The sequence below is a fragment of the Polaribacter sp. P097 genome, assembly GCF_036864555.1.
Lineage (GTDB): Bacteria > Bacteroidota > Bacteroidia > Flavobacteriales > Flavobacteriaceae > Polaribacter.
Window position 1 is genome coordinate 826,401 of record NZ_JAZETJ010000001.1, and the last position, 20,390, is coordinate 846,790.

18 protein-coding genes are annotated in these 20,390 nt (G+C 29.7%); 5 read left to right on the forward strand and 13 right to left on the reverse strand.

Annotation, left to right across the window (positions count from 1 at the left end):
• Positions 1-157: 157 nt before the first annotated feature.
• Positions 158-2,404 carry an inorganic phosphate transporter gene (locus V7R38_RS03840; RefSeq protein WP_334056125.1) on the forward strand — a complete coding sequence of 749 codons (2,247 nt, stop codon included), beginning with the start codon at positions 158-160 and terminating at the stop codon, positions 2,402-2,404.
• Positions 2,405-2,407: 3 nt separating this feature from the next.
• On the opposite strand, the gene V7R38_RS03845 is transcribed toward V7R38_RS03840, so the two are convergent.
• The 7 genes from V7R38_RS03845 to V7R38_RS03875 all read right to left on the reverse strand — a co-directional run bounded on the left by V7R38_RS03845 (position 2,408) and on the right by V7R38_RS03875 (position 12,695).
• Complete coding sequence (locus tag V7R38_RS03845) at positions 2,408-4,603, reverse strand: patatin-like phospholipase family protein (RefSeq protein ID WP_334056126.1); 2,196 nt, start codon at positions 4,601-4,603, stop codon at positions 2,408-2,410.
• Entirely contained in the window at positions 4,593-6,398 is a 1,806-nt protein-coding gene (gene uvrC / locus V7R38_RS03850) for an excinuclease ABC subunit UvrC (RefSeq protein ID WP_334056127.1), read from the reverse strand. The genes V7R38_RS03845 and uvrC overlap by 11 nt, the downstream gene beginning before the upstream one ends.
• 87 nt (positions 6,399-6,485) lie before the next feature.
• Complete coding sequence (locus V7R38_RS03855; RefSeq protein ID WP_334056128.1) at positions 6,486-7,115, reverse strand: lipoprotein signal peptidase; 630 nt, start codon at positions 7,113-7,115, stop codon at positions 6,486-6,488.
• A 42-nt stretch (positions 7,116-7,157) separates the two neighbouring features.
• Complete coding sequence (locus tag V7R38_RS03860; protein ID WP_334056129.1) at positions 7,158-7,802, reverse strand: hypothetical protein; 645 nt, start codon at positions 7,800-7,802, stop codon at positions 7,158-7,160.
• Between the two features lie 46 nt (positions 7,803-7,848).
• Entirely contained in the window at positions 7,849-8,226 is a 378-nt protein-coding gene (locus tag V7R38_RS03865; protein ID WP_015481643.1) for a TraR/DksA family transcriptional regulator, read from the reverse strand.
• 4 nt (positions 8,227-8,230) lie between these two features.
• The gene (gene ileS, locus V7R38_RS03870; RefSeq protein ID WP_438825585.1) at positions 8,231-11,698 is read right to left on the reverse strand and encodes an isoleucine--tRNA ligase; all 3,468 of its coding nucleotides are present in this window, start codon (positions 11,696-11,698) and stop codon (positions 8,231-8,233) included.
• Positions 11,699-11,930: 232 nt separating this feature from the next.
• Complete coding sequence (locus V7R38_RS03875) at positions 11,931-12,695, reverse strand: TerB family tellurite resistance protein (protein WP_334056130.1); 765 nt, start codon at positions 12,693-12,695, stop codon at positions 11,931-11,933.
• Between the two features lie 158 nt (positions 12,696-12,853).
• Here V7R38_RS03875 and V7R38_RS03880 point away from each other — a divergent pair, with 158 nt between their 5' ends.
• The 3 genes from V7R38_RS03880 to V7R38_RS03890 all read left to right on the forward strand — a co-directional run bounded on the left by V7R38_RS03880 (position 12,854) and on the right by V7R38_RS03890 (position 14,244).
• Positions 12,854-13,264 carry a BrxA/BrxB family bacilliredoxin gene (locus tag V7R38_RS03880; RefSeq protein WP_015481640.1) on the forward strand — a complete coding sequence of 137 codons (411 nt, stop codon included), beginning with the start codon at positions 12,854-12,856 and terminating at the stop codon, positions 13,262-13,264.
• A gap of 72 nt (positions 13,265-13,336) precedes the next feature.
• Positions 13,337-13,576, forward strand: coding sequence for a hypothetical protein (locus V7R38_RS03885; RefSeq protein ID WP_334056131.1), 240 nt, complete (start codon positions 13,337-13,339; stop codon positions 13,574-13,576).
• Between the two features lie 2 nt (positions 13,577-13,578).
• Positions 13,579-14,244, forward strand: coding sequence for an HD domain-containing protein (locus V7R38_RS03890; protein ID WP_015481638.1), 666 nt, complete (start codon positions 13,579-13,581; stop codon positions 14,242-14,244).
• On the opposite strand, the gene V7R38_RS03895 is transcribed toward V7R38_RS03890, so the two are convergent.
• Both V7R38_RS03895 and V7R38_RS03900 read right to left on the reverse strand, forming a co-directional pair.
• The gene (locus V7R38_RS03895; protein ID WP_334056132.1) at positions 14,241-14,426 is read right to left on the reverse strand and encodes a hypothetical protein; all 186 of its coding nucleotides are present in this window, start codon (positions 14,424-14,426) and stop codon (positions 14,241-14,243) included. The genes V7R38_RS03890 and V7R38_RS03895 overlap by 4 nt on opposite strands.
• A 3-nt stretch (positions 14,427-14,429) precedes the next feature.
• On the reverse strand, positions 14,430-15,302 hold the full coding sequence (locus tag V7R38_RS03900) for an AraC family transcriptional regulator (RefSeq protein ID WP_015481636.1): 873 nt from the start codon (positions 15,300-15,302) through the stop codon (positions 14,430-14,432).
• A 297-nt stretch (positions 15,303-15,599) separates the two neighbouring features.
• Between V7R38_RS03900 and V7R38_RS03905 the strand changes: the two genes are divergently transcribed.
• The gene (locus V7R38_RS03905) at positions 15,600-16,181 is read left to right on the forward strand and encodes a hypothetical protein (protein ID WP_334056133.1); all 582 of its coding nucleotides are present in this window, start codon (positions 15,600-15,602) and stop codon (positions 16,179-16,181) included.
• Between the two features lie 55 nt (positions 16,182-16,236).
• Here V7R38_RS03905 and V7R38_RS03910 read toward each other — a convergent pair whose 3' ends face one another.
• The 4 genes from V7R38_RS03910 to V7R38_RS03925 are packed head-to-tail and all read right to left on the reverse strand — an operon-like array spanning position 16,237 to position 20,352.
• Entirely contained in the window at positions 16,237-17,019 is a 783-nt protein-coding gene (locus V7R38_RS03910) for an enoyl-CoA hydratase/isomerase family protein (protein WP_334056134.1), read from the reverse strand.
• A 33-nt stretch (positions 17,020-17,052) separates the two neighbouring features.
• A complete protein-coding gene (locus V7R38_RS03915; protein WP_334057105.1) occupies positions 17,053-18,465 on the reverse strand; it encodes a sensor histidine kinase in 1,413 nt (470 codons plus the stop codon).
• Between the two features lie 50 nt (positions 18,466-18,515).
• Entirely contained in the window at positions 18,516-18,980 is a 465-nt protein-coding gene (locus V7R38_RS03920; protein ID WP_334056135.1) for a hypothetical protein, read from the reverse strand.
• 40 nt (positions 18,981-19,020) lie between these two features.
• The gene (locus V7R38_RS03925; protein ID WP_334056136.1) at positions 19,021-20,352 is read right to left on the reverse strand and encodes an MATE family efflux transporter; all 1,332 of its coding nucleotides are present in this window, start codon (positions 20,350-20,352) and stop codon (positions 19,021-19,023) included.
• Positions 20,353-20,390: the final 38 nt, after the last annotated feature.

The window sequence follows — 20,390 nt, forward strand, 5'->3', positions numbered from 1 at the left end:
ATTTAAAATAATTTTTAAACACCTTAAAACCTTAGCATTAGAAATAAAAATTATAAATTTACCTATGCAAATAGGGCATAAATTTCATAACATTAAGATAACATTATCAACTTGCTGTGTATTTAACTTTGTTGCCGAATAAAAATAATCGCCAAAAATGGGAGATCCTTATGTGTTAATGCTAGTTGCTCTAGCAGCTTTAGCTATTGTAGATTTAGTTGTAGGTGTTAGTAATGATGCTGTAAACTTTTTAAATTCTGCTATTGGTTCTAAAGCAATTTCTGTAAGAAATATTATGATTATTGCCAGTGTTGGTGTTTTCTTTGGTGCTGTATCTTCTAGTGGAATGATGGAGGTTGCTAGAAAAGGAATCTTTAACCCAAGTATGTTTGTTTTTCAAGATGTGATGTTCATTTTTATGGCAGTTATGATTACAGACATTCTACTTTTAGACCTTTTTAACTCTTTAGGTATGCCAACTTCTACTACAGTTTCTATTGTATTTGAATTGCTTGGTTCTGCTGTAGTTATTGCCTTTATTAAAATATCTCAAAATGATGCTGAAGGAATAACCGCTATTTGGAAATACATTAATTATGAAACAGCTACTGATATAATATTAGGTATTCTACTATCTGTTGTAGTTGCGTTTAGTGTTGGTGCTATTGTACAATATTTCTCTAGACTTATATACTCTTTTAACTTTGCTAGCAGACCTACCTATATTAATTCTTTATTTGGTGGTTTTGCAATTACTGCAATTACCTATTTTATTATAATTAAAGGTTTAAAGGGTACAGATTTTTACGAAAACATTGCTCATGTAATGGAGGGTAATACCATAAGCATTATTGCCATTAGCTTTGTACTTTGGACAGCTTTATCCTACTTATTAACCAAAATTTTTAAATTAAATATTCTTGTTTTAATAATAGGTATAGGTACATTTTCTCTAGCTATGGCTTTTGCAGGGAATGATTTAGTAAACTTTATTGGAGTGCCAATTGCAGCTTTAAATTCTTATGAAACCTGGAGTGTTTCTGGCGTAAGTGCAGAAACCTTTTCTATGGCAAGTTTAGCAGCTAAAGTAAAATCTAATGTGTGGTTATTACTACTTGCTGGTTTAATTATGGTTATTACTTTATGGACATCTTCTAAAGCAAAATCAGTAATTGAAACAGGCATTAACTTATCGAGACAAGGTGAAGGTCATGAAAAATTTCAACCTAATAACGTCTCTAGAGTAGTTGTACGTTTTGCTATGTTTGTAAATGTGGGTATTAATTATGTGCTTCCTGAAAAAACAAGAACATTTATCAACTCAAAATTTGAAAAACCAAGCGTAAAATTGCCAAATGACAAAACTATAGAAATGCCTGCTTTTGATTTAGTAAGAGCATCTGTAAACTTAGTTATGGCTAGTGTTTTAATTTCTATAGCAACTTCTATGAAACTACCTTTATCTACCACTTATGTAACCTTTATGGTAGCCATGGGTACTTCTCTAGCAGATAGAGCTTGGGGTCGTGAAAGTGCAGTATATAGAGTTGCTGGGGTTTTAAATGTAATTGGTGGTTGGTTTTTAACTGCTTTAGTGGCATTTGTAGCTGCAGGTATTGTTGCTTATTTAATTCATTTACATATTATTTTCATTCCAATTTTATTGGTAGTTGTAGCTGCTTTAATTACTAAGAATTCTATAGCACATAGAAAAAAAGCACAAGAAATAAAGAGAAAAACATATATAGAAAGATCTGAATTAATTACTATTAATGGTGTTATTGATGAAAGTTCTGGACACGTTTCTGAAGTTGCAACCAGAATTGAAAAATTGTATACACATGTTGTAAATGATTTGGCAAATCACGATTTAAACAAACTTAGAAAAACAGATAAGCACGTAGAAAAGTTAAACGATGAAATTGATGATTTAAAAGACAATGTTTTCTATTTCATTAAATCGTTAGATGAAACTTCTGTGCAAGCAAGTAAATTCTATATTTCAGTCTTAGGATATTTACAAGATTCAGCACAATCTATAAGTTATATTTCTAGAGCAAGTTTTAAGCATGTTAATAACAACCACAAGAATTTAAAGAAAGGTCAAATTAAAGATTTAAAGCTTATAAATAATGAATTGAGTACCATTTTAGGTATCATTTCTACTATTTTTAACGAGCGTAATTTCGATGATTTAAATCCGTTATTAATTCAAAAAAGAGAGTTATTAAGCAATGTTTCTTTATCTATAGAAAAGCAAGTTGCCAGAATTAGAACAGACGAAACGAGTCCTAAAAACACAACACTTTACTTTAGTATACTTTTAGAAACAAAAGATTTAATGAAAGCGCTTATGAACTTACTTGAAACTTACGAAGAGTTTTATTTAAGCACTAAAGTGTAATTCTTAGAACCAAAATCCTAAGTTAAATAACCAGAAATTTTGTTTTGTGTCTGGAGACCAAGCGTACTTGAGTTCTATTGGCCCAATAACGCTATTGTAGCTATAACCTGCTGCATAACCAGATTTTATGTCTCTAAACAAATCTATGTCTTTAAACACATTAGAGTCTAGCCTTGCATAGTTTGCAATAAAAGTTGCATAATGCCTATCTGCAAAACGATACCTTAAGTTTAATTCTGATTTTACATAAGAATCATCTGTAAGGTTTGCAAAATCATAACCATAAAAGCGCGAAAAATTATTAATATAGTTTTGATTATAACCCCCTAAATAAAAATCGAAAATATCAGATTCTGGATTATTAAATGTAAAACCAGCTTCATTGGTTAATTGAAAAGTTAATTTATCGAAAAAAGTAGTTGCAAAGCCCAAGGTACCTTGTGTTTGCAAAAAAGGTTTAAAATCTTTGTTATGATTTGTAGAATTCATAAACCATCTTGCTCCTAAATCTGCAAAAAATCCTTTTGTAACAAAGTATTGCTGATCATATGTATCTAGTTTAATATAACCATAAGAATTTAAATACTCGCTGTTATCTATAATGGTTTCCCCAGCATTTGAAGTAATCGTTTCTGTACTTGCCTTAATATATTTGTGCTCTAAACCAATACCAATTGCAAATTTTCTATCAAAAGTAGTTTGTAAATAGAGCTGATTAGTAATATCTGTATATTTAATATTTAAACTATTTACATCATTATCATTTGCTATAGCCAAATTGAATTTTGAGTTCGCTCTAAAATGGTCATACCTAGATCTAAGTCCGTAACTAATGTAAAAACCATTATCTACAAAATAGTTTAAATCATACCTTAAATTATCTCCTAAAATAAGGTTAACAGCAAGCATGTCATTCTTTCCAAAAAGGCGTTTATGATTGTAATTTGCTAAAACTCCAGATTTGTATAAAAAATCGTAATGAACACCCAATTTCAAGTTTGCACGTTCATTAGATTCTGTTAAATTGAAATTTAATAGGTAAGAACCATCCACTTTTTTAATGAAATTATACTCAATTTTATTATAATTTCTAGTAGCTGAAAGCAAGTAAATTCTTTTGGTAATATCTTGTCTAGACAAGCTATCGCCTTCTAAAATATTCAATTTACCAAGTACGAAAGATCTTGTATAATTGTTGTTACCCTTTAATGCAATGTCTGAAATTAACATTTTTTCTGTATGCATTTTAATTTCGGGTCTTTTCTTTTTTACAGTTTGTTTTGCTGCAATTTCTTTAAATACTTTTATGTATTTCTTTGCTGCAATTTCTCCTTTTTCTAAGATTTCTTCTTTTCTTTCAAAATCTACAACAGAGTATTCATAAATTTCTGGATGAATGTAAACATCTAGCTTTTTAATTTCTTCATCAGACTTGTTATACATTTGATAGCTAACAATTTGATTTAAAAGCGCAACAACCGAATTTATTTTATCTTTTTCAAACAGCTTCCCTTCTACATCTACACCAATTACAATATCTATTCCCTTGTCTTTCATAATACTTACAGGAAAATTATTGGCAATACCACCATCAACCAAAAGTTTATCTCCAACTTCTACAGGATTTAATAAAGAAGGAAAAGAACCACTTGCTCTTAATGCAATTGGTAACGAACCGCTTTCTAGAATAACAGGATTCCCATTTTCTACATCTGTAGCAATACAAAAGAAAGGCGTAGGTAATTTTGAAAAATCTTGATTGCCATCTAAAGAATCGAACAATTCTAAGAGTAAATTTAAAACGTTTTGACCTTTAGAAATTCCTCTTGGAAAACCGATTTTACCTTTATTTACAGGTAATGTAATTACGGTTTTTTCTCCATATTCTTTTTCGAAAAAGGTTTCTGAGCTTCTAGGAATTTTATCTCTCAATAATGTCATAAAATCTGTGTTTATAACAATATCTTCTATTTGAGCAGCAGAATACCCAGCAGCATACAAGCCACCAATAATAGCACCCATACTTGTACCAGCAATATAATCTAAATGAATGCCAGCTTTGTCTATTTCTTTTAAAACGCCAATATGTGAAAATCCTTTTGCCCCACCACCACTTAAAACCAAACCTACTTTAGGCTGATTTTGTTGTGCAAAAACAAACCAAGGAAGTAAAAAAATTAGAAACAGTTTATTTTTCATTTTCTTTTTTTGAATGATAAAAATTGTACACTTTTAATGCTCTTGCATTACCAATAACCGCTTTTAACTCATCTAAACTGGCTTCTTTTACACGTTTTGCGGACTTAAATTTACGTAATAAAGTTGTAATAGTCTGTTTACCAACATCTGGTATACTTTCTAACTCACTTTGTATAGCGCTTTTACTACGTTTGTTTCTATGAAAGGTAATACCAAATCTATGTGCTTCATTTCTTAAAAACTGTGTGATTTTTAAGGTTTCTGATTTTTTATCTAAATACAAAGGTATTGGGTCATCTGGATAATAGATTTCCTCCAAACGTTTTGCAATACCAATAATGGCTATTTTACCTCTTAATCCTAAAATTTCTAAACTTTTAACTGCAGATGATAATTGACCTTTACCACCATCAATTATAATTAGTTGAGGCAAAGATTCACCTTCAGAAAGCAACCTTTTGTATCTTCTAAAAACAACCTCTTCCATAGATGCAAAATCATCTGGGCCAACTACTGTTTTTATATTATAATGTCTATACTCTTTTTTGCTAGGTTTACCATCTCTAAAAACAACACAAGCTGCAACAGGGTTTGTACCTTGTATGTTAGAGTTATCAAAACACTCTATATGTCTTGGCTCTTCTTTTAAGCGCAAATCTGCCTTCATTTGAGCCATAATTCTTTTTACATGCCTATCAGGATCTACAATTTTAATTTGCTTTAATTGCTCTAATTTATAGTATTTGGCATTTCTTTCTGAAAGTTCTACAATGCGTTTTTTATCTCCTACCTTTGGTATAGTAACCTTTACATTCTCACCAATATTTACTTGAAATGGAACATAAATTTCTGGTGATGTTGAATTGTACCTTTGCCTAATTTCGAAAATAAACAGTTCTAACAATTCCTTGTCTGACTCTTCTAGTTTTTTCTTAATTTCTGTAGTGTGAGATTGTATGATAGAACCATTAGAGATTTTAATAAAATTGGCATAACCATGTGTTTTATCTGAAATAATCGAAAAAACATCTACGTTATTTATAGTAGGATTTACTATGGTACTTTTTGCTTGATAATTGCTTAATCTATCTAACTTTTCTTTAATTCTTTGGGCTTTTTCGAACTCCATTTTTTCTGCAAAACCCATCATCAAAGTATTTAGTCTTTCTAAACTTTCTTTAAAATTACCTTTAATAATATTTCGAATTTCTTTAATGGAATTATTATAATGGGCTTCAGTTTCTAAAGCTTCACAAGGCCCCAAACAATTGCCTAAATGATATTCTAAACAAACTTTGTATTTGCCTGTATTTATTTTTTCTCTACTTAAATCGTATTTACATGTTCTAAGTGTGTAGAGTTCTTTTATTAATTCTAATAGTGCTTTAATTGTTCTAACAGAAGTATATGGACCATAATATTCTGAGCCATCTTTAATAACTCTTCTCGTCATAAAAACTCTAGGAAAACGTTCTTTTTTAATACAAATCCAAGGGTAAGTTTTATCATCTTTTAAAAGTACATTGTACTTTGGCTTGTATTTTTTAATTAGATTATTTTCTAATAAAAGTGCGTCTGTTTCTGTATTAACTACAATATGTTTTATTGTATTAATGTTTTTTACAAGCACTCTAGTTTTTCCACTATCGTGTGTTTTTGTAAAATAAGAAGATACTCGTTTCTTTAAATTTTTTGCTTTACCAACGTAAATCAGTTTTTCTTCTTTATCAAAATATTGATAAACTCCTGGTGAAGAAGGCAGTGTTTTTATTTGAAGCTTTAAAGAAGTATTCATACACAAAAATAACTTTTATGTAGAATTAAACAGGCAAATTTGCGCTTTTATTTATTGCTACTAAATAATAAAAAAACAGGAAATATATTATGCTTCTGCAGCTTGCTTTTCTTGTTTATCTTCTTTAGGAAACGCTTGTTTGCTAAAAATAAATAATAAAGCAACTCCAATAGTTATGTAAGAATCTGCTGGGTTAAAAATGTATTGAAAGAAGGTGTACATTTCTCCACCAACAAAAGGAATCCAATCTGGTAAAACACCCTCCCAAATTGGAAAGTAGAACATATCTACCACTTTTCCGTAAAAAAACTCACCATCTGTAGTTTCTGGAAATAATGTAGCTACACTATGCTTTGGATGATCGAAAATAACACCGTAAAAAATAGAGTCTATAATATTACCTACAGCACCTGAAAATATTAAAGCAATACCAATAATTACGGCATTGTGTACTTTTCTTTTAATATTATTAGATAGCCAATAAATAATTAAACCTACAGCAAAAATTCTAAATAAGGTTAAAAACAGCTTACCTGTTTTACCACCAAATTCAAAACCCATTGCCATACCATTATTCTCTACAAAATGAATTCGAAACCAATCGAAAACTAAAACCTCTTCTCCTAAAATAAAATTAGTTTTTACGTAGATTTTAATAACTTGATCTAATATAATCGCAATTAGAATAGTAAGAATAGCTAGTGCTTTTTTAGACATTTTATTATTTTTAAAGTCACAAAAATAGTAATATTATTATGTTTATTGTGTGGTTAAGAAAATATTAGCTTTTAAAGAGTTTATTGTAGTTTCTTCTTTAGATGTATTTACAACCTTTTCATACTCTTTTTCTTTTTGTACACCATTAACCATAATTTTTCCAGACTTAGAAAATACCTTATAATTTGTGTATTTTAAATTGGCATAAACATTGCCTGAATACAGTTTTAAAATTAAGTTAGCTTTTACAGTATTGAGCTTTACAATACCATTGTCTAAATAAACTGCTAAATCATTTTGTAAACTTTTGCTTTCTACATCTACATTTTCACCAAAAATGTATACTTTTTTACCTTTTGGTATTTTTACTATTGCTGTAGCTCTTTGCAAGCGTTTTGTTATAAACTTTCTAAAGATTACTTCTCTAGTTTCTGTGCCTTCAAAATCAAAATTAACGGCTACCCTTTTATCATCTGCAGTAATTTTAATAAGCTGTTCATCGTAACTTTTTGCTTCTAAAATTACTTCTATAAATTCTGTAGATGAATTTTCGAGAATAATATTGTCCAATCCTTTTGTGTAAACAGTAATTTCTGCTGCATTTGTTTGCAGTTTTTTCATCACTTTTTTCTGCGAAAACATCACAGTAGTTAAACTTATTAAAAGGAGTAGAAAAGTATTTTTCATAAAAAAAGCTTCTTGAAAAGAAGCTTTATAAATTTTTTAGTAATTATTACTGAGCTCTTTTAGCCTCAATACTTAAAGTAGCATGTGGTACTAATTTTAAACGCTCTTTCTGAATTAATTTACCAGTAACTCTACAAACACCATAGGTTCCGTTTTCGATTCTTAACAACGCGTTTTTTAAATCCCTAATAAATTTTTCTTGTCTTATTGCCAATTGTACATTTGCTTCTTTATTCATTACATCAGAACCTTCATCAAAAGATTTGAATGATGATAAAGTATCATCTGTACCATTATTTGCATCATTTTTATAAGCTGCTCTCAACAACTCCAAATCTTCATTTGCTCTTGCAATTTTCTTTTCGATGATTGCTTTAAATTCTTTAAGATCTTCTTCAGAATATTTTACTTTAACATCTGGCATGTTTCTAAATTTTTTCGATTAATATTTTACTTTCAATGGCATCAAACTCAATGTTTGTACCTTCTTCTAACTCATCTACAAAAACCAATTCTTGGGTTAATGTTTCACTCATAATGTAGTCTTTATTATCAGTTATAGATTGTTGTAAATTATCGAAATTTAAAACTGTTAGTTTAATTTTATCTGTTACTTCTAGACCTGCATCTTTACGTGCATTTTGAATTCTGTTTACCAGTTCTCTTGCTACACCTTCTTTACGCAAATCTTCAGTTATGGTAACATCTAATGCAACTGTTAATGAACCTTCATTCGCTACCAACCAACCTTCTATATCCTTAGATGAAATTTCTACATCTGAGGCATCTAAAATAATATTTTTACCATTAAGTTCTATAGTAATGTTTTTATCTTTTTCTATTTTGTTAATATCTTCTTGAGTAAACTTCTGAACTTCAGCTGCTATAAAACGCATGTCTTTACCAAACTTAGGACCCAATGCTTTAAAATTAGGTTTGATTTGTTTGATTAAAATATCTGAAGCGTCTTCCATTAACTGAATTTCTTTAATATTTACCTCGTGTTTTATTAAGTTTTCTACTGCTAAAATTTCTTCTTTCTGCTGAGCACTATCAACAGGAATCATAATTTTTTGCAATGGCTGACGAACTTTTATCTTTTCTTTTGCTCTAAGTGATAATACTAAAGATGATATTGTTTGTGCGTTTTCCATTTTACGCTCTAAACTTTTATCGACAAAGCTTTCATCGAACTTAGGGAAATCTGATAAATGGATGCTTTCTGATTGCTCTTTTTGTGTTACCGAATTTAAATCTTGATACAAGCGATCCATAAAAAACGGTGCAATTGGTGCTGCTAATTTTGCAACAGTCGTCATACACGTATACAAAGTTTGGTAAGCAGAAATTTTATCTGTTTCGTAAGTACCTTTCCAAAAACGTCTTCTACTTAAACGTACATACCAGTTACTTAAGTATTCTTGAGTAAAATCTGATATTGCTCTTGCAGCTCTTGTTGGCTCATAATCTGAATAAAATTTATCTACTTTATTAATTAAAGTATGTAATTCAGATAAAATCCATCTGTCTAATTCTGGTCTTTCATTTAAAGCAATATCTGCTTCTTTATATGCAAAACCATCAATATTGGTATATAAACTAAAGAAAGAATAGGTGTTGTATAATGTTCCAAAAAACTTACGTTTTACTTCTTCTATACCTTCTAAATCGAATTTTAAATTATCCCAAGGATTGGCATTAGAGATCATATACCATCTTGTGGCATCTGCACCATAAGTGGATAGAGTTGTAAATGGATCTGCTGCATTGCCTAAACGTTTAGACATTTTATGACCGTTTTTGTCTAACACTAAACCATTAGATACCACATTTTTATAAGCAACATCATCAAAAATCATAGTGGCTATTGCATGTAAAGTATAGAACCAACCACGTGTTTGATCTACACCTTCTGCAATAAAATCTGCCTTTCTCCAAGTAGTATCTACCAATTCTTTATTCTGAAAAGGATAATGCCATTGAGCATAAGGCATAGAACCAGAATCGAACCAAACATCTATTAAGTCAGATTCACGTTTCATTGGTTTACCTGTTGATGAAACTAGTGTAATATCATCTACAATATTTTTATGCAAATCTATTTTCGCATAATTTTCATCAGACATGTTACCTACCTCGAAATCTTCAAAAATATCTTTATCTAAAACTCCAGCTTTTATAGCTTTTGCCATTTCTGATTTTAGTTCTTCTACAGAACCAATACAGATTTCTTCTTTACCATCTTCTGTTCTCCAAATTGGCAATGGAATTCCCCAATAACGAGATCTAGATAGATTCCAATCGTTTGCGTTTGCCAACCAATTTCCAAAACGACCAGTTCCTGTAGATTCTGGTTTCCAGTTTATGGTTTTATTTAGTTCGTGCATTCTATCTTTTACATCAGTAATTTTGATGAACCAAGAATCTAATGGATAATATAAAATTGGCTTGTCTGTTCTCCAACAATTTGGGTAACTGTGCTTGTATTTTTCTACTTTAAACGCTTTGTTTTCGTTCTTTAATTTAAGACCTAAACGTTCATCTACAGATAAATACTGCTTCTGATTTTTTAGTACGTCTTTTAACTTTTCTTGCTGTACTTTTAATTCTTCTGCAAGATCATCTTCTGTTAAATATTCAGATTTTACATATTCATTTGCAAAACCATAAACATCATCTTTTACTTCTGGTCTAAATTTACCTTGTAAATCTACTAACGGAACTAAATTATCATTCTCGTCTTTCACCAATAATGGTGGAATTTCTGGTGATGCTTGCTTAGAAACTAAAGCATCATCTGCTCCAAAAGTTGGTGCTGTGTGTACAATTCCTGTACCATCTTCTGTGGTAACAAAATCTCCAGAAATTACTCTAAACGCATCTTGAGGATTATCGTTTGGCAAAGCATAATCTAGCAATTGCTCGTATTTTATGCCTACTAAATCTTTACCAATAAATTCTTTTACAACAAAATATGGTATTTTTTTATCGCCTTTATTGTAGTCTTGTAATGCTTCTCTGTTTTCTACTTCAAATGCATTTTTACCTCCAAATTGCTTGCTAATTAAATTTTTAGCCAACACTACTTTTACAGGTTCAAATGTATATTGATTAAACGTATCTACAAGAACATAGTCTATTTTTGGGCCAACAGTTAATGCTGTGTTACTTGGCAATGTCCAAGGTGTGGTTGTCCAAGCTATAAAATTGATATCACCTTCGTTTTGTAAAAAATCTGGTAGAGTATCATTTATAGCTTTAAACTGTGCAACAACAGTTGTATCTGTAACATCTTGGTAAGTACCTGGCTGATTTAATTCGTGAGAACTTAATCCTGTACCTGCTTTTGGTGAATAAGGCTGAATTGTATAGCCTTTGTAGATTAATTCTTTGTTATAAATCTGTTTTAACAACCACCAAACAGATTCCATATATTTTGGTTCATAGGTAATGTATGGGTCTTCCATATCTACCCAATACCCCATTTTCTGAGTTAAATCGTTCCAGATATCTGTATATCTCATAACCGCTTTTCTACAAGCTGCATTATAATCTTCTACAGATATTTTTTTACCAATATCTTCTTTAGTAATTCCTAATTCTTTTTCTACACCAAGTTCTATAGGTAAACCATGAGTATCCCAACCAGCTTTTCTTTTTACCTGAAAACCTTTCATGGTTTTATATCTAGGAAAAATATCTTTAATAGCTCTTGCCAAAACATGGTGAACTCCTGGTAAACCATTTGCTGATGGTGGACCTTCAAAAAATATAAAAGGTTCTGCACCTTCTCTAGATGTAATGCTTTTTTCGAATATATTATTCTCTTGCCAAGAATTTAAGATTTCTTCTGCTACTTTTGGTAAATCTAGTCCTTTGTATTCAGGAAATTTCATCTGGATTTTTTTTATTTTAATTCATGATGCGCTTTCAACTTTTATCATTTTAGAAACTTACAATGTGATCATCATAAAGCTCTAAAAATTAAAGTTTTCGCTTTCATTTAGGCTCATTTTTAATGAGACTGCGAAATTAAGGATTTTCTAGTAATTTTTAAGTGTGGTTACTTAAAATTAAAGTTTACTTGTTTTAAGAGAAATCTTTAACTTTTTCGTAATAAATTATAGGTTACATTCCACGTTCACTTTTAATGTTTTCGTAGGCTGTTTGTATGCTTTGAAATTTTTCTTTTGCACCTTTTATATGTTCTTCACCCAAATCTTGTACTTTATCTGGATGGTATTTTTTTACCATCTTTCTGTAGGCAGATTTAACCTCATCATTTGTGGCACTTTTAGTAATTTCTAAAATTTTATAAGCATTATCAGATTCGTTATAAAACATGGCTTTAATAGATTCATAATCACTTTGATTAATGTATAAATAGCCAGCAATTTTACGTATTTCTTCTACCTCTTTTTCGGTTACAAATTCATCTGCTTTAGCAATACCAAATAAAAAGTGTAACAATTGCAAACGTGCAGAATGAGACATGTGTTCTCTAATCTGTATACAAACCTGACGTGCAGAAATTTGCTTTTTTACAATTCCTTTGAACAATTTAAAAGCATTATTTGCTCTTTGTTTACCATACATTTTTAAAAATTGACTACGAACAAAATCTAATTCGCGTTTATCTATTTTTCCATCAGATTTTATAACAATAGAAGCTAATACTAAAAGACTCATTTCAAAATCTCCAGATTGTGTATTGGCCCTTCTAAAATTACCTTTTGGTTTACGATCTCTTTTGTAATCTATTTGTTCTTGCTTAAATTCGTCTAATGTAAAACCATCTACAAAGCTACCAATTGCAAAACCTATTGCTGCACCTATTGGGCCTCCTAAAGTAAAACCTAAACCTGCTCCTAACCACTTAGAAAAATTACTCATCTTCTTTTTAAAATTTAGCTTCAAATATAAACAAACGTTAGGATTATTGTTGGTAATTTTAGGCATCAATTTAATTGATAAACACATAGTCAGAAGAATTATTTTGAAGTTGAATTTTGCTTTAATATTGATTATATTTGCAACCTAAATAATTAATTATGTATCCAGAAGAATTAGTAAAACCAATGCGTGATGAGTTAATTAACGCTGGTTTTGAAGCATTATATACAAGTGAAGATGTTGAAAACGCAATGTCTAAAGAAGGTACTACTTTAGTAATGGTAAACTCTGTTTGTGGTTGTGCTGCTGGTACTGCTAGACCAGGAGCAATTGCTTCTTTAGGTGCAGACAAAACACCAACCAATTTAACAACAGTTTTTGCTGGTGTAGAAAAAGAATCTACTCAAAAAGCAAGAGAATTTATGATTCCTTTTCCACCTTCATCACCTGCAATTGCCTTATTTAAAGATGGTAATTTGGTGCACATGTTAGAAAGACATCATATTGAAGGACGTTCTGCACAAATGATTGCACAAAATTTAGCTGCTGCTTACGAAGAGCACTGTTAATCTTTACGTATTAAGAAACAAATCAAAATCCACTTTCTATAAAGTGGATTTTGTATTTTTATCAAATAAATTATGGCTTCTCAATATTCTACTTACACAAAACCTGAACTAGAAAAGAAATTAAAAAAACAAAGAGCAATCTTATTTATTCAGGGCTTTTTAGTTTTTCTAATGATCATTTTTGCTGTTTTTTCTACTGCAGAAAAAGGCGTTACCTTTCATACCTTTTTACCCTTATTTTTTGCTCCAATGTTTTTTGTAATGTACTTTGAGTTTACAAAAATTAAAAAAGAACTACGCTTAAGAAATTAAAAATGAATCAAGAAGAAGTTATACAAAATACCATCGAATTTGTAAAAGAAGAACTAAAAGATGCAGAAGGTGGCCATGATTGGTTTCATATAGAGCGCGTTTTTAGAAATACTTTGTTAATTGCACAAGATGAAAAAGTAAATGTGCTTGTAGTTTCTTTAGCTGCTTTATTACATGATATTGCAGATCCTAAGTTTCATAATGGAAATGAAAAACTAGGCCCTAAGAAAGCTACTAAATTTTTAATTGAACAAAAAGTACCTAAAGAAATTGGTATACATGTAGTTAATATTATTAAAAACATCTCTTTTAAAAATTCTTTAGAGCACAATAAAAACCAGTTTAATTCTAAAGAATTACAGGTTGTGCAAGATGCAGACAGGCTAGATGCTATTGGTGCTATTGGTATTGCACGTTGTTTTAATTACGGTGGCTTTAAAAATAGAGCATTGTATGATCCTCAAATACAGCCAAATTTAAATATGACTAAAGAAGAGTATAAAAATTCTAAAGCCCCAACAATCAATCATTTTTACGAAAAGTTATTGCTTTTAAAAGACGAAATGAACACTGAAACTGGCAAAAAAATTGCAGAAAACAGACATCAATATATGGAAGGGTTTTTAAAACAATTCTATAATGAGTGGAATGGTAAATTAGAACTTTAATTTTCTTCTACTACCTCTAAAGCTGTAATTTTATATTCTAAGATTTCTAGTTCTTTACCAGATTCTATAATTTGCTCTACACTTAAATTGTTGTTATCATTAATAAATGCTTTAAGCTCTTTACTTTTAAAAGTATAGTACTCTAAGGCTTTTTTAATATTTTTTTCTGAAGATAAGGCCATTGTTTATTGTATTAAGTCTTTCATTTCACTTCTATAAATAGAGGCACTTTTACCTGTAAACTCTTTAAATAGTTTATTGAAATGAGAAAAATTATTAAAACCACATTCAAAACTTACATCTGTAATACTCATATTACTTTCTGCTAATAATTTTGTTGCATGTACTACTCTATACTCGTTAACCAATTTTGTAAAAGTTTTACCTGTTGTCTTTTTAAAATATCTGCAAAAAGCAGGTACTGTCATACTTACAAGTTCTGCAATTTCATCTAAACTAATGTGTTCTTTAAAATTTTTGTTGATGTGTTTGTACACCATTTCTATTTTATCACTGTCTTGATGTGTGCTTTCAAAAGCATAACCATTGGCATTTAACAATGTATAATCGTCTGTGGTTGCTAAATCATTTAAGATTTCTATAAAAGAGGTAATTCTTGTTGCACCTTCTAACTCAACCAGCTTTTCAATTTTAGCACCAATTCTTTGCTTTATTTCGATGTTAAAACGAATTCCTTTTTTTGCGCGCTCAAAAAGAGCATCAATAGCAGCCATCTCTGGAATTTTAAAAAAATCTTTTCCTAAAAAATCTGGTAAAAACTGAATTAATGTTTCTGAACCATTTGTAGTTAAACGATCTATATACCCAATATGTGGCAAATTAGAACCTATTAATACTAACTGACTATTATTAAAGTAACTTAAGTGATTACCAATATGTCTTTTCCCTTTTCCCTTATTAACATATACCAGCTCAATCTCTGGATGAAAATGCCAAAAAGGAACATTGGTCTTTAAGAACTCCTCATGTTTTTTTACCAACAATGAACTACCAAAATTGGGCGTAATTTTTTCTAATGTTGGTTTCTTCTGTATCATGATGCAAAAATACAACACATAAATAAGACTATCTATATAAAATTATCAATATTCTATGCTAAATTAACTTAACATCTAATTAACATAGTTAATTTTGTTAATTTAGCATATAAAATAGCCAATTCTGTTGTTTTTCAGACTGTATTTCACCTGTAACTTTGCACAAAAATAAATACAACAAAAATTAAAACTGTATTTATAAAAATTAAAAAGCATTTCAAAAATTAGATATTAATACTCTAATAATTAAATGTTTACAAAATAGAATTAAAACAATTTAACTAAATACAATAAGTTATGAAGTCAATTAAAACAAGAGTACTAGTAGTAGTTTTTATGTTGGGAACATTGGTAAACTACGCAAACAACACGAATTTAGAAACTAACTTAGATGCAAAGAAAATTAAGGTTGCATTTAAAGATGCTAAGAAAGGTCATCAATTAATTATTAAAAACAGTGCAGGTGTAATTTTACATACTGAAGAAGTTGAAAAGAAAGGTGATTTAGTAAAAGTATTTGATTTTTCTAAATTAGAAAATGGAAATTATACTTTAGAGTTAGAAAAAGATTTTGAAATTATTATTAAGTCTGTTAAGGTAAAAGAAACTGAAATTATTTTTGATGAAGCATCAGAAAGAAAAATCTTTAAGCCAGTTGTAAGAAACGAAGCAAACACTTTAATGATTAGCAAAATAGCTTTTGATAAAAAGCCTTTACAAGTTACTTTGTTCTTTAATGATGAAATAATTCTTTCTGAAACTGTTGTTTCTGAAACAATTTTAAACCGAGTTTACAAATTAGACAACGAACAAAAAGGAGAGTATAAAGTAATTATTAGAAATAATAATAGAAGTTATACAAACCAGTTTAAAATCTAATTTTCTACTTTTCGCCAAAAGAAGAACGAGCCTAAAAAGGCTCGTTTTTTTTTATCTATTTGTTTGGAAAATTAGGCTTTCTTTTTTCTAAAAATGCAGTTGTACCTTCCTTAAAATCTTCGGTACCAAAGCAATTACCAAACTCTTCTATTTCTACATCATAACCATTTACACCTTCTATGTAATTGGCGTTAATAGCTTTGATAGCTCCTGAAATAGCTACTGAAGAGTTTCTTAAAATTTTGCTGGCTAATTTGTTGGCTAAAGGCAACAATTCTTCTTGAGTGGTTACATGGTTTACCAAACCTAAACTTAATGCTTCATCAGCAGAAATCATTCCTGCAGTCATAACCATTTCCATAGCTTTACCTTTACCCACTAATTGAGATAAACGTTGTGTGCCTCCATAACCAGGAATTACTCCTAAAGATACTTCAGGTAAACCCATTTTAGCATTGTCTGAAGCTACTCTAAAATGACAAGACATGGCCAATTCTAAACCACCTCCTAAAGCAAAACCATTAACAGCCGCAATTACTGGTTTTGATAAGTTTTCTACTAAATTGAATAATATTTCTTGACCCTTTCTTGCTAATACTCCACCTTCTTCTACAGAAAAATTAGCAAACTCAGAAATATCTGCACCTGCTACAAATGCTTTCTCTCCAGAACCTGTTAAAATTATAACTTTAATAGCTTCGTCGTTTTCTAATTCTGTAAAAGCATTACTTAATTCTGTAATAGTTTCTTTATTAAGCGCATTTAACTTTTTTGGCCTATTGATAGTAACTTGTGCTAAAGCATCATTTTTATCTACTAAAATGTTGTTGAAACTCATTTTATATATTTTAAATTATTCTTTTGATTATTTTTATTCTTTAGGCAAAATTACTGTAAACACAGTACCTTCCCCAACTCTCGAAGTAAATGAAATTGAACCATCATAGGCTTCTATGATATTTTTTATCATACCTAAACCAAGACCCATACCACTTGTTTTTGTTGTAAATTTTGGTTCAAAAATTAGGTCTTTTACCTCTTCAGAAATTCCTTTACCATTATCAGATACTAAAATAGTTACATTTTTATTATCAGAAATAACTTTAACTTCTATTAACGGATTTTCTTCTTTATCTGTTGCCTGTGTTGCATTTTTAACCAGATTATTTACAATTCTAATTAACTGTGTTTTATCTAGGTTTGCATAAATTTCATCTTCACTTGGCAAATACCTAATAGAATCCTCATTAAAAATATCTAAAGCCAACTTTACAACACTTACCACATTTATTCGTTCTCTTTTCTGACTTGGCATTTTCGCAAAATCCGAAAATGCAGAGGCAATAGAACTCATAACATCTATTTGCTGAATAAGTGTTTGACTATATTCTGCCAACTTTTCTTTAATATTTTCATCATCAGGATTAAACTTACGTTCAAAACTCTGTACAGAAAGTCTCATTGGAGTTAACGGATTTTTTATTTCATGAGCTACCTGCTTTGCCATTTCTCTCCATGCTTGCTCACGTTCACTCCTAGCTAATTTAGCTGCACTTTCCTCTAGCTGATCTATCATACTATTATAAGCATCTACCAAAACCTCAATTTCTGAACTAGCTGACCCCAACATAATTTTTTCGTTTCTCTCATTTAAACGAGTCTGCTGCATTTTATCAGAAATGGTTTGTATAGATCTTGTAATGTAACTTGATAAAAAATAAGCCAGTGCAATTGCTATAAAAAACATTAAAATATAAACTAGACTCAGTCTTTGAATAAACTCCTCTAATTCTTCTTCTATTTCTGTATTGTCTTGTGTAAATTGTAGTTCTACAATTCCTATTCTTTTAAATTTTGGGTCGTTTATGTATGTATACGAAGTTTCATAACCCATACCATCTTCCATTACTAATGGCAACAGAATTCTATTACTAGAATTTTGAGAAAGTTTGTTTAATACATCATAAGTTAAAGGTTTTGTTTTGATGGTTTCAAAAGCATTCTTTTTTGATGAAACCAACAAATTACCATGCAAATCAAAAATGGAAACATTTAATTTGTTGATAGAAGATATTTCGTAAATACGATCTTGAAAAATCTTTGCTAAGTTCTCTGTATTAACTGGGTAAGTAGTTTTGTTGGTAAGTTCTAAATTTATGGTTTCTAATGTAGTAGCCTCTTTACGCTCAAAACGCTTTATATTGTAGTCTTTTGTTTGCTCATCATACTGAATTACTGTAACTACTAATATTAAGATTGATGCTAAAAGCACCAAAAGTATCATACTTAGAAAAATACGTATTTTTAAAGAAATATTTTTTAGTTTAAACAACCTTATTGTATTTTAATTTGTTTTGTTTTCATTAAAAGAGCATCATCAAATTCGCCATCATTATCCCAATCAAATTTACTTTTAGCAGTAAAACCTTCTTCTGTTTTTTCTATGTGATACCCTACTTTTATATCTCTATTATTGTAAAAAAAATCTACAAATAGAGAATCGTTTTCTACACTCCAATTCCCTGAAGACTCAGAGATTTTTTCTCCTTTTAAATTTACAAACCAAGCTTTAAAGGTACCATCTGCATTATAGGTAGATTGTGCTATTAATTCTGGGTTATTTTCAAATTTATCTTCATAAACATACAAAGAATCTGATTTCTCATAAGTTGGCATTTCTATTTTCATATACGTTGTTTGCCAAGAGTTAACCATATAATCTTCTGTTGTTATTTCTTTTTTACAAGCAACAATAAGTGTTCCAAAAAATAAAAAGTAGAATAAAGATTTAAATTTCATGTTTAATAGTTTTAAGCTACAAGATATTATAAATAATAAACTAGTCTTTTGCTAAAGGTAAAAATAGTTGCCTAAACTTTATAATTAATGGTATTCCTCTAGCCATAATCCATAATGTAAAAGCAATCCAAATGGCTGTAAGTTTTAAATCGAGATAATCAAAAAATAGTAATGTTGGTATAAATACAAGCCCTGTAGAGAATAATAATACATTTCTTAAATATTTCATTTTACCCATTCCTTTAAACATTCCATCAAAAATAAATGTAATTGCACTTATGGGTTGGGTTAATAGAACTATCCAAAAAACATTATAAAACTGAGTGAGTACTTCTGGTTCTTTTGTGAAAATTTCACCTATAAAATTGTAAAAAACAAACCCAACTAAGGCAATTATTGATCCTGTTGAAATTCCGTATTTGAACAATTTAGTACTTAATTCTACTAAAGTTTTGTAGTTTTTTGCACCAAGTAATTTTCCTGATAATATATTACCTGCACTCGAATAACCATCTATCATAAAAGCACCCAAAAGCCAAATATTTATACCAATAGTATAAGCTGCAATATAAGCTGGGCCATAATCTGTAGCATAAGAAGTTGCAAAATATAAAGCTGTATTTAAGGCAAGTGTTCTAATAAAAAGATTGCCAATCATCCCTAATAAATTGGGGATTTCTGTATGAAAAGGCAAGGAGAATTTTAACGAAATTGTTGTCTTTTTTATCAATAAAACTACTGCAATTACAGCCATAGTAATTTGAGCTATTACACTTGCATAAGCTGCTCCTTGAATTTGCATTGCAGGTACATAACCTTCTATACCATAAACAAAAATTAAATCTAAGACAATGTTTAAAAGAGCACCAATTATAGCAATAATCATAGGATAAAAAGTGTTCTGTAAACCTCTAAAAACTCCGAAAATTGCGAATACAAATAATGAAAATGGAAATCCAAAAATTCTGATTTTAAAGTAAGTTATACAGTATTCTAAAACTTGTCCAGATGCATTATAAAACTGAAAAATTTGTTTTGCAAAAGGATAACTAATAGCCAAAATACATAAGCTACCAGTTATTATTATAGCAATAGCTTGTATGGGTAATTTCTGAATTTGATCTATTTTATTAGCACCTACATATTGTGAAATAATAGAAGATATTGCACTTCTAATTTGTCCAAAAACCCAAATTAGCATAGAAATAAAAGCACCAACAATACCTACAGCTGCCAAGCTTTCTGTAGCATTTTCATCTATATTACCAATAATTGCAGTATCTGTAATCGATAAAAGTGGTTCGGCAATACCAGCAATTAAGGCAGGAATTGCCAATCTATTAATGTTTTTAAAACTAATATCTGCCTTCAAAACGTTGCTTTTTCACAAAGGTACATATCTAAAAACGA

Bases quoted from the DNA above. Each gene is read 5' to 3' on its own strand.
- V7R38_RS03840 (WP_334056125.1), top strand. From the start codon at position 158: ATGGGAGATCCTTATGTGTTAATGCTAGTTGCTCTAGCAGCTTTAGCT.
- V7R38_RS03845 (WP_334056126.1), bottom strand. From the start codon at position 4,603: ATGAAAAATAAACTGTTTCTAATTTTTTTACTTCCTTGGTTTGTTTTT.
- uvrC (WP_334056127.1), bottom strand. From the start codon at position 6,398: ATGAATACTTCTTTAAAGCTTCAAATAAAAACACTGCCTTCTTCACCA.
- V7R38_RS03855 (WP_334056128.1), bottom strand. From the start codon at position 7,115: ATGTCTAAAAAAGCACTAGCTATTCTTACTATTCTAATTGCGATTATA.
- V7R38_RS03860 (WP_334056129.1), bottom strand. From the start codon at position 7,802: ATGAAAAATACTTTTCTACTCCTTTTAATAAGTTTAACTACTGTGATG.
- V7R38_RS03865 (WP_015481643.1), bottom strand. From the start codon at position 8,226: ATGCCAGATGTTAAAGTAAAATATTCTGAAGAAGATCTTAAAGAATTT.
- ileS (WP_438825585.1), bottom strand. From the start codon at position 11,698: ATGAAATTTCCTGAATACAAAGGACTAGATTTACCAAAAGTAGCAGAA.
- V7R38_RS03875 (WP_334056130.1), bottom strand. From the start codon at position 12,695: ATGAGTAATTTTTCTAAGTGGTTAGGAGCAGGTTTAGGTTTTACTTTA.
- V7R38_RS03880 (WP_015481640.1), top strand. From the start codon at position 12,854: ATGTATCCAGAAGAATTAGTAAAACCAATGCGTGATGAGTTAATTAAC.
- V7R38_RS03885 (WP_334056131.1), top strand. From the start codon at position 13,337: ATGGCTTCTCAATATTCTACTTACACAAAACCTGAACTAGAAAAGAAA.
- V7R38_RS03890 (WP_015481638.1), top strand. From the start codon at position 13,579: ATGAATCAAGAAGAAGTTATACAAAATACCATCGAATTTGTAAAAGAA.
- V7R38_RS03895 (WP_334056132.1), bottom strand. From the start codon at position 14,426: ATGGCCTTATCTTCAGAAAAAAATATTAAAAAAGCCTTAGAGTACTAT.
- V7R38_RS03900 (WP_015481636.1), bottom strand. From the start codon at position 15,302: ATGATACAGAAGAAACCAACATTAGAAAAAATTACGCCCAATTTTGGT.
- V7R38_RS03905 (WP_334056133.1), top strand. From the start codon at position 15,600: ATGAAGTCAATTAAAACAAGAGTACTAGTAGTAGTTTTTATGTTGGGA.
- V7R38_RS03910 (WP_334056134.1), bottom strand. From the start codon at position 17,019: ATGAGTTTCAACAACATTTTAGTAGATAAAAATGATGCTTTAGCACAA.
- V7R38_RS03915 (WP_334057105.1), bottom strand. From the start codon at position 18,465: ATGATACTTTTGGTGCTTTTAGCATCAATCTTAATATTAGTAGTTACA.
- V7R38_RS03920 (WP_334056135.1), bottom strand. From the start codon at position 18,980: ATGAAATTTAAATCTTTATTCTACTTTTTATTTTTTGGAACACTTATT.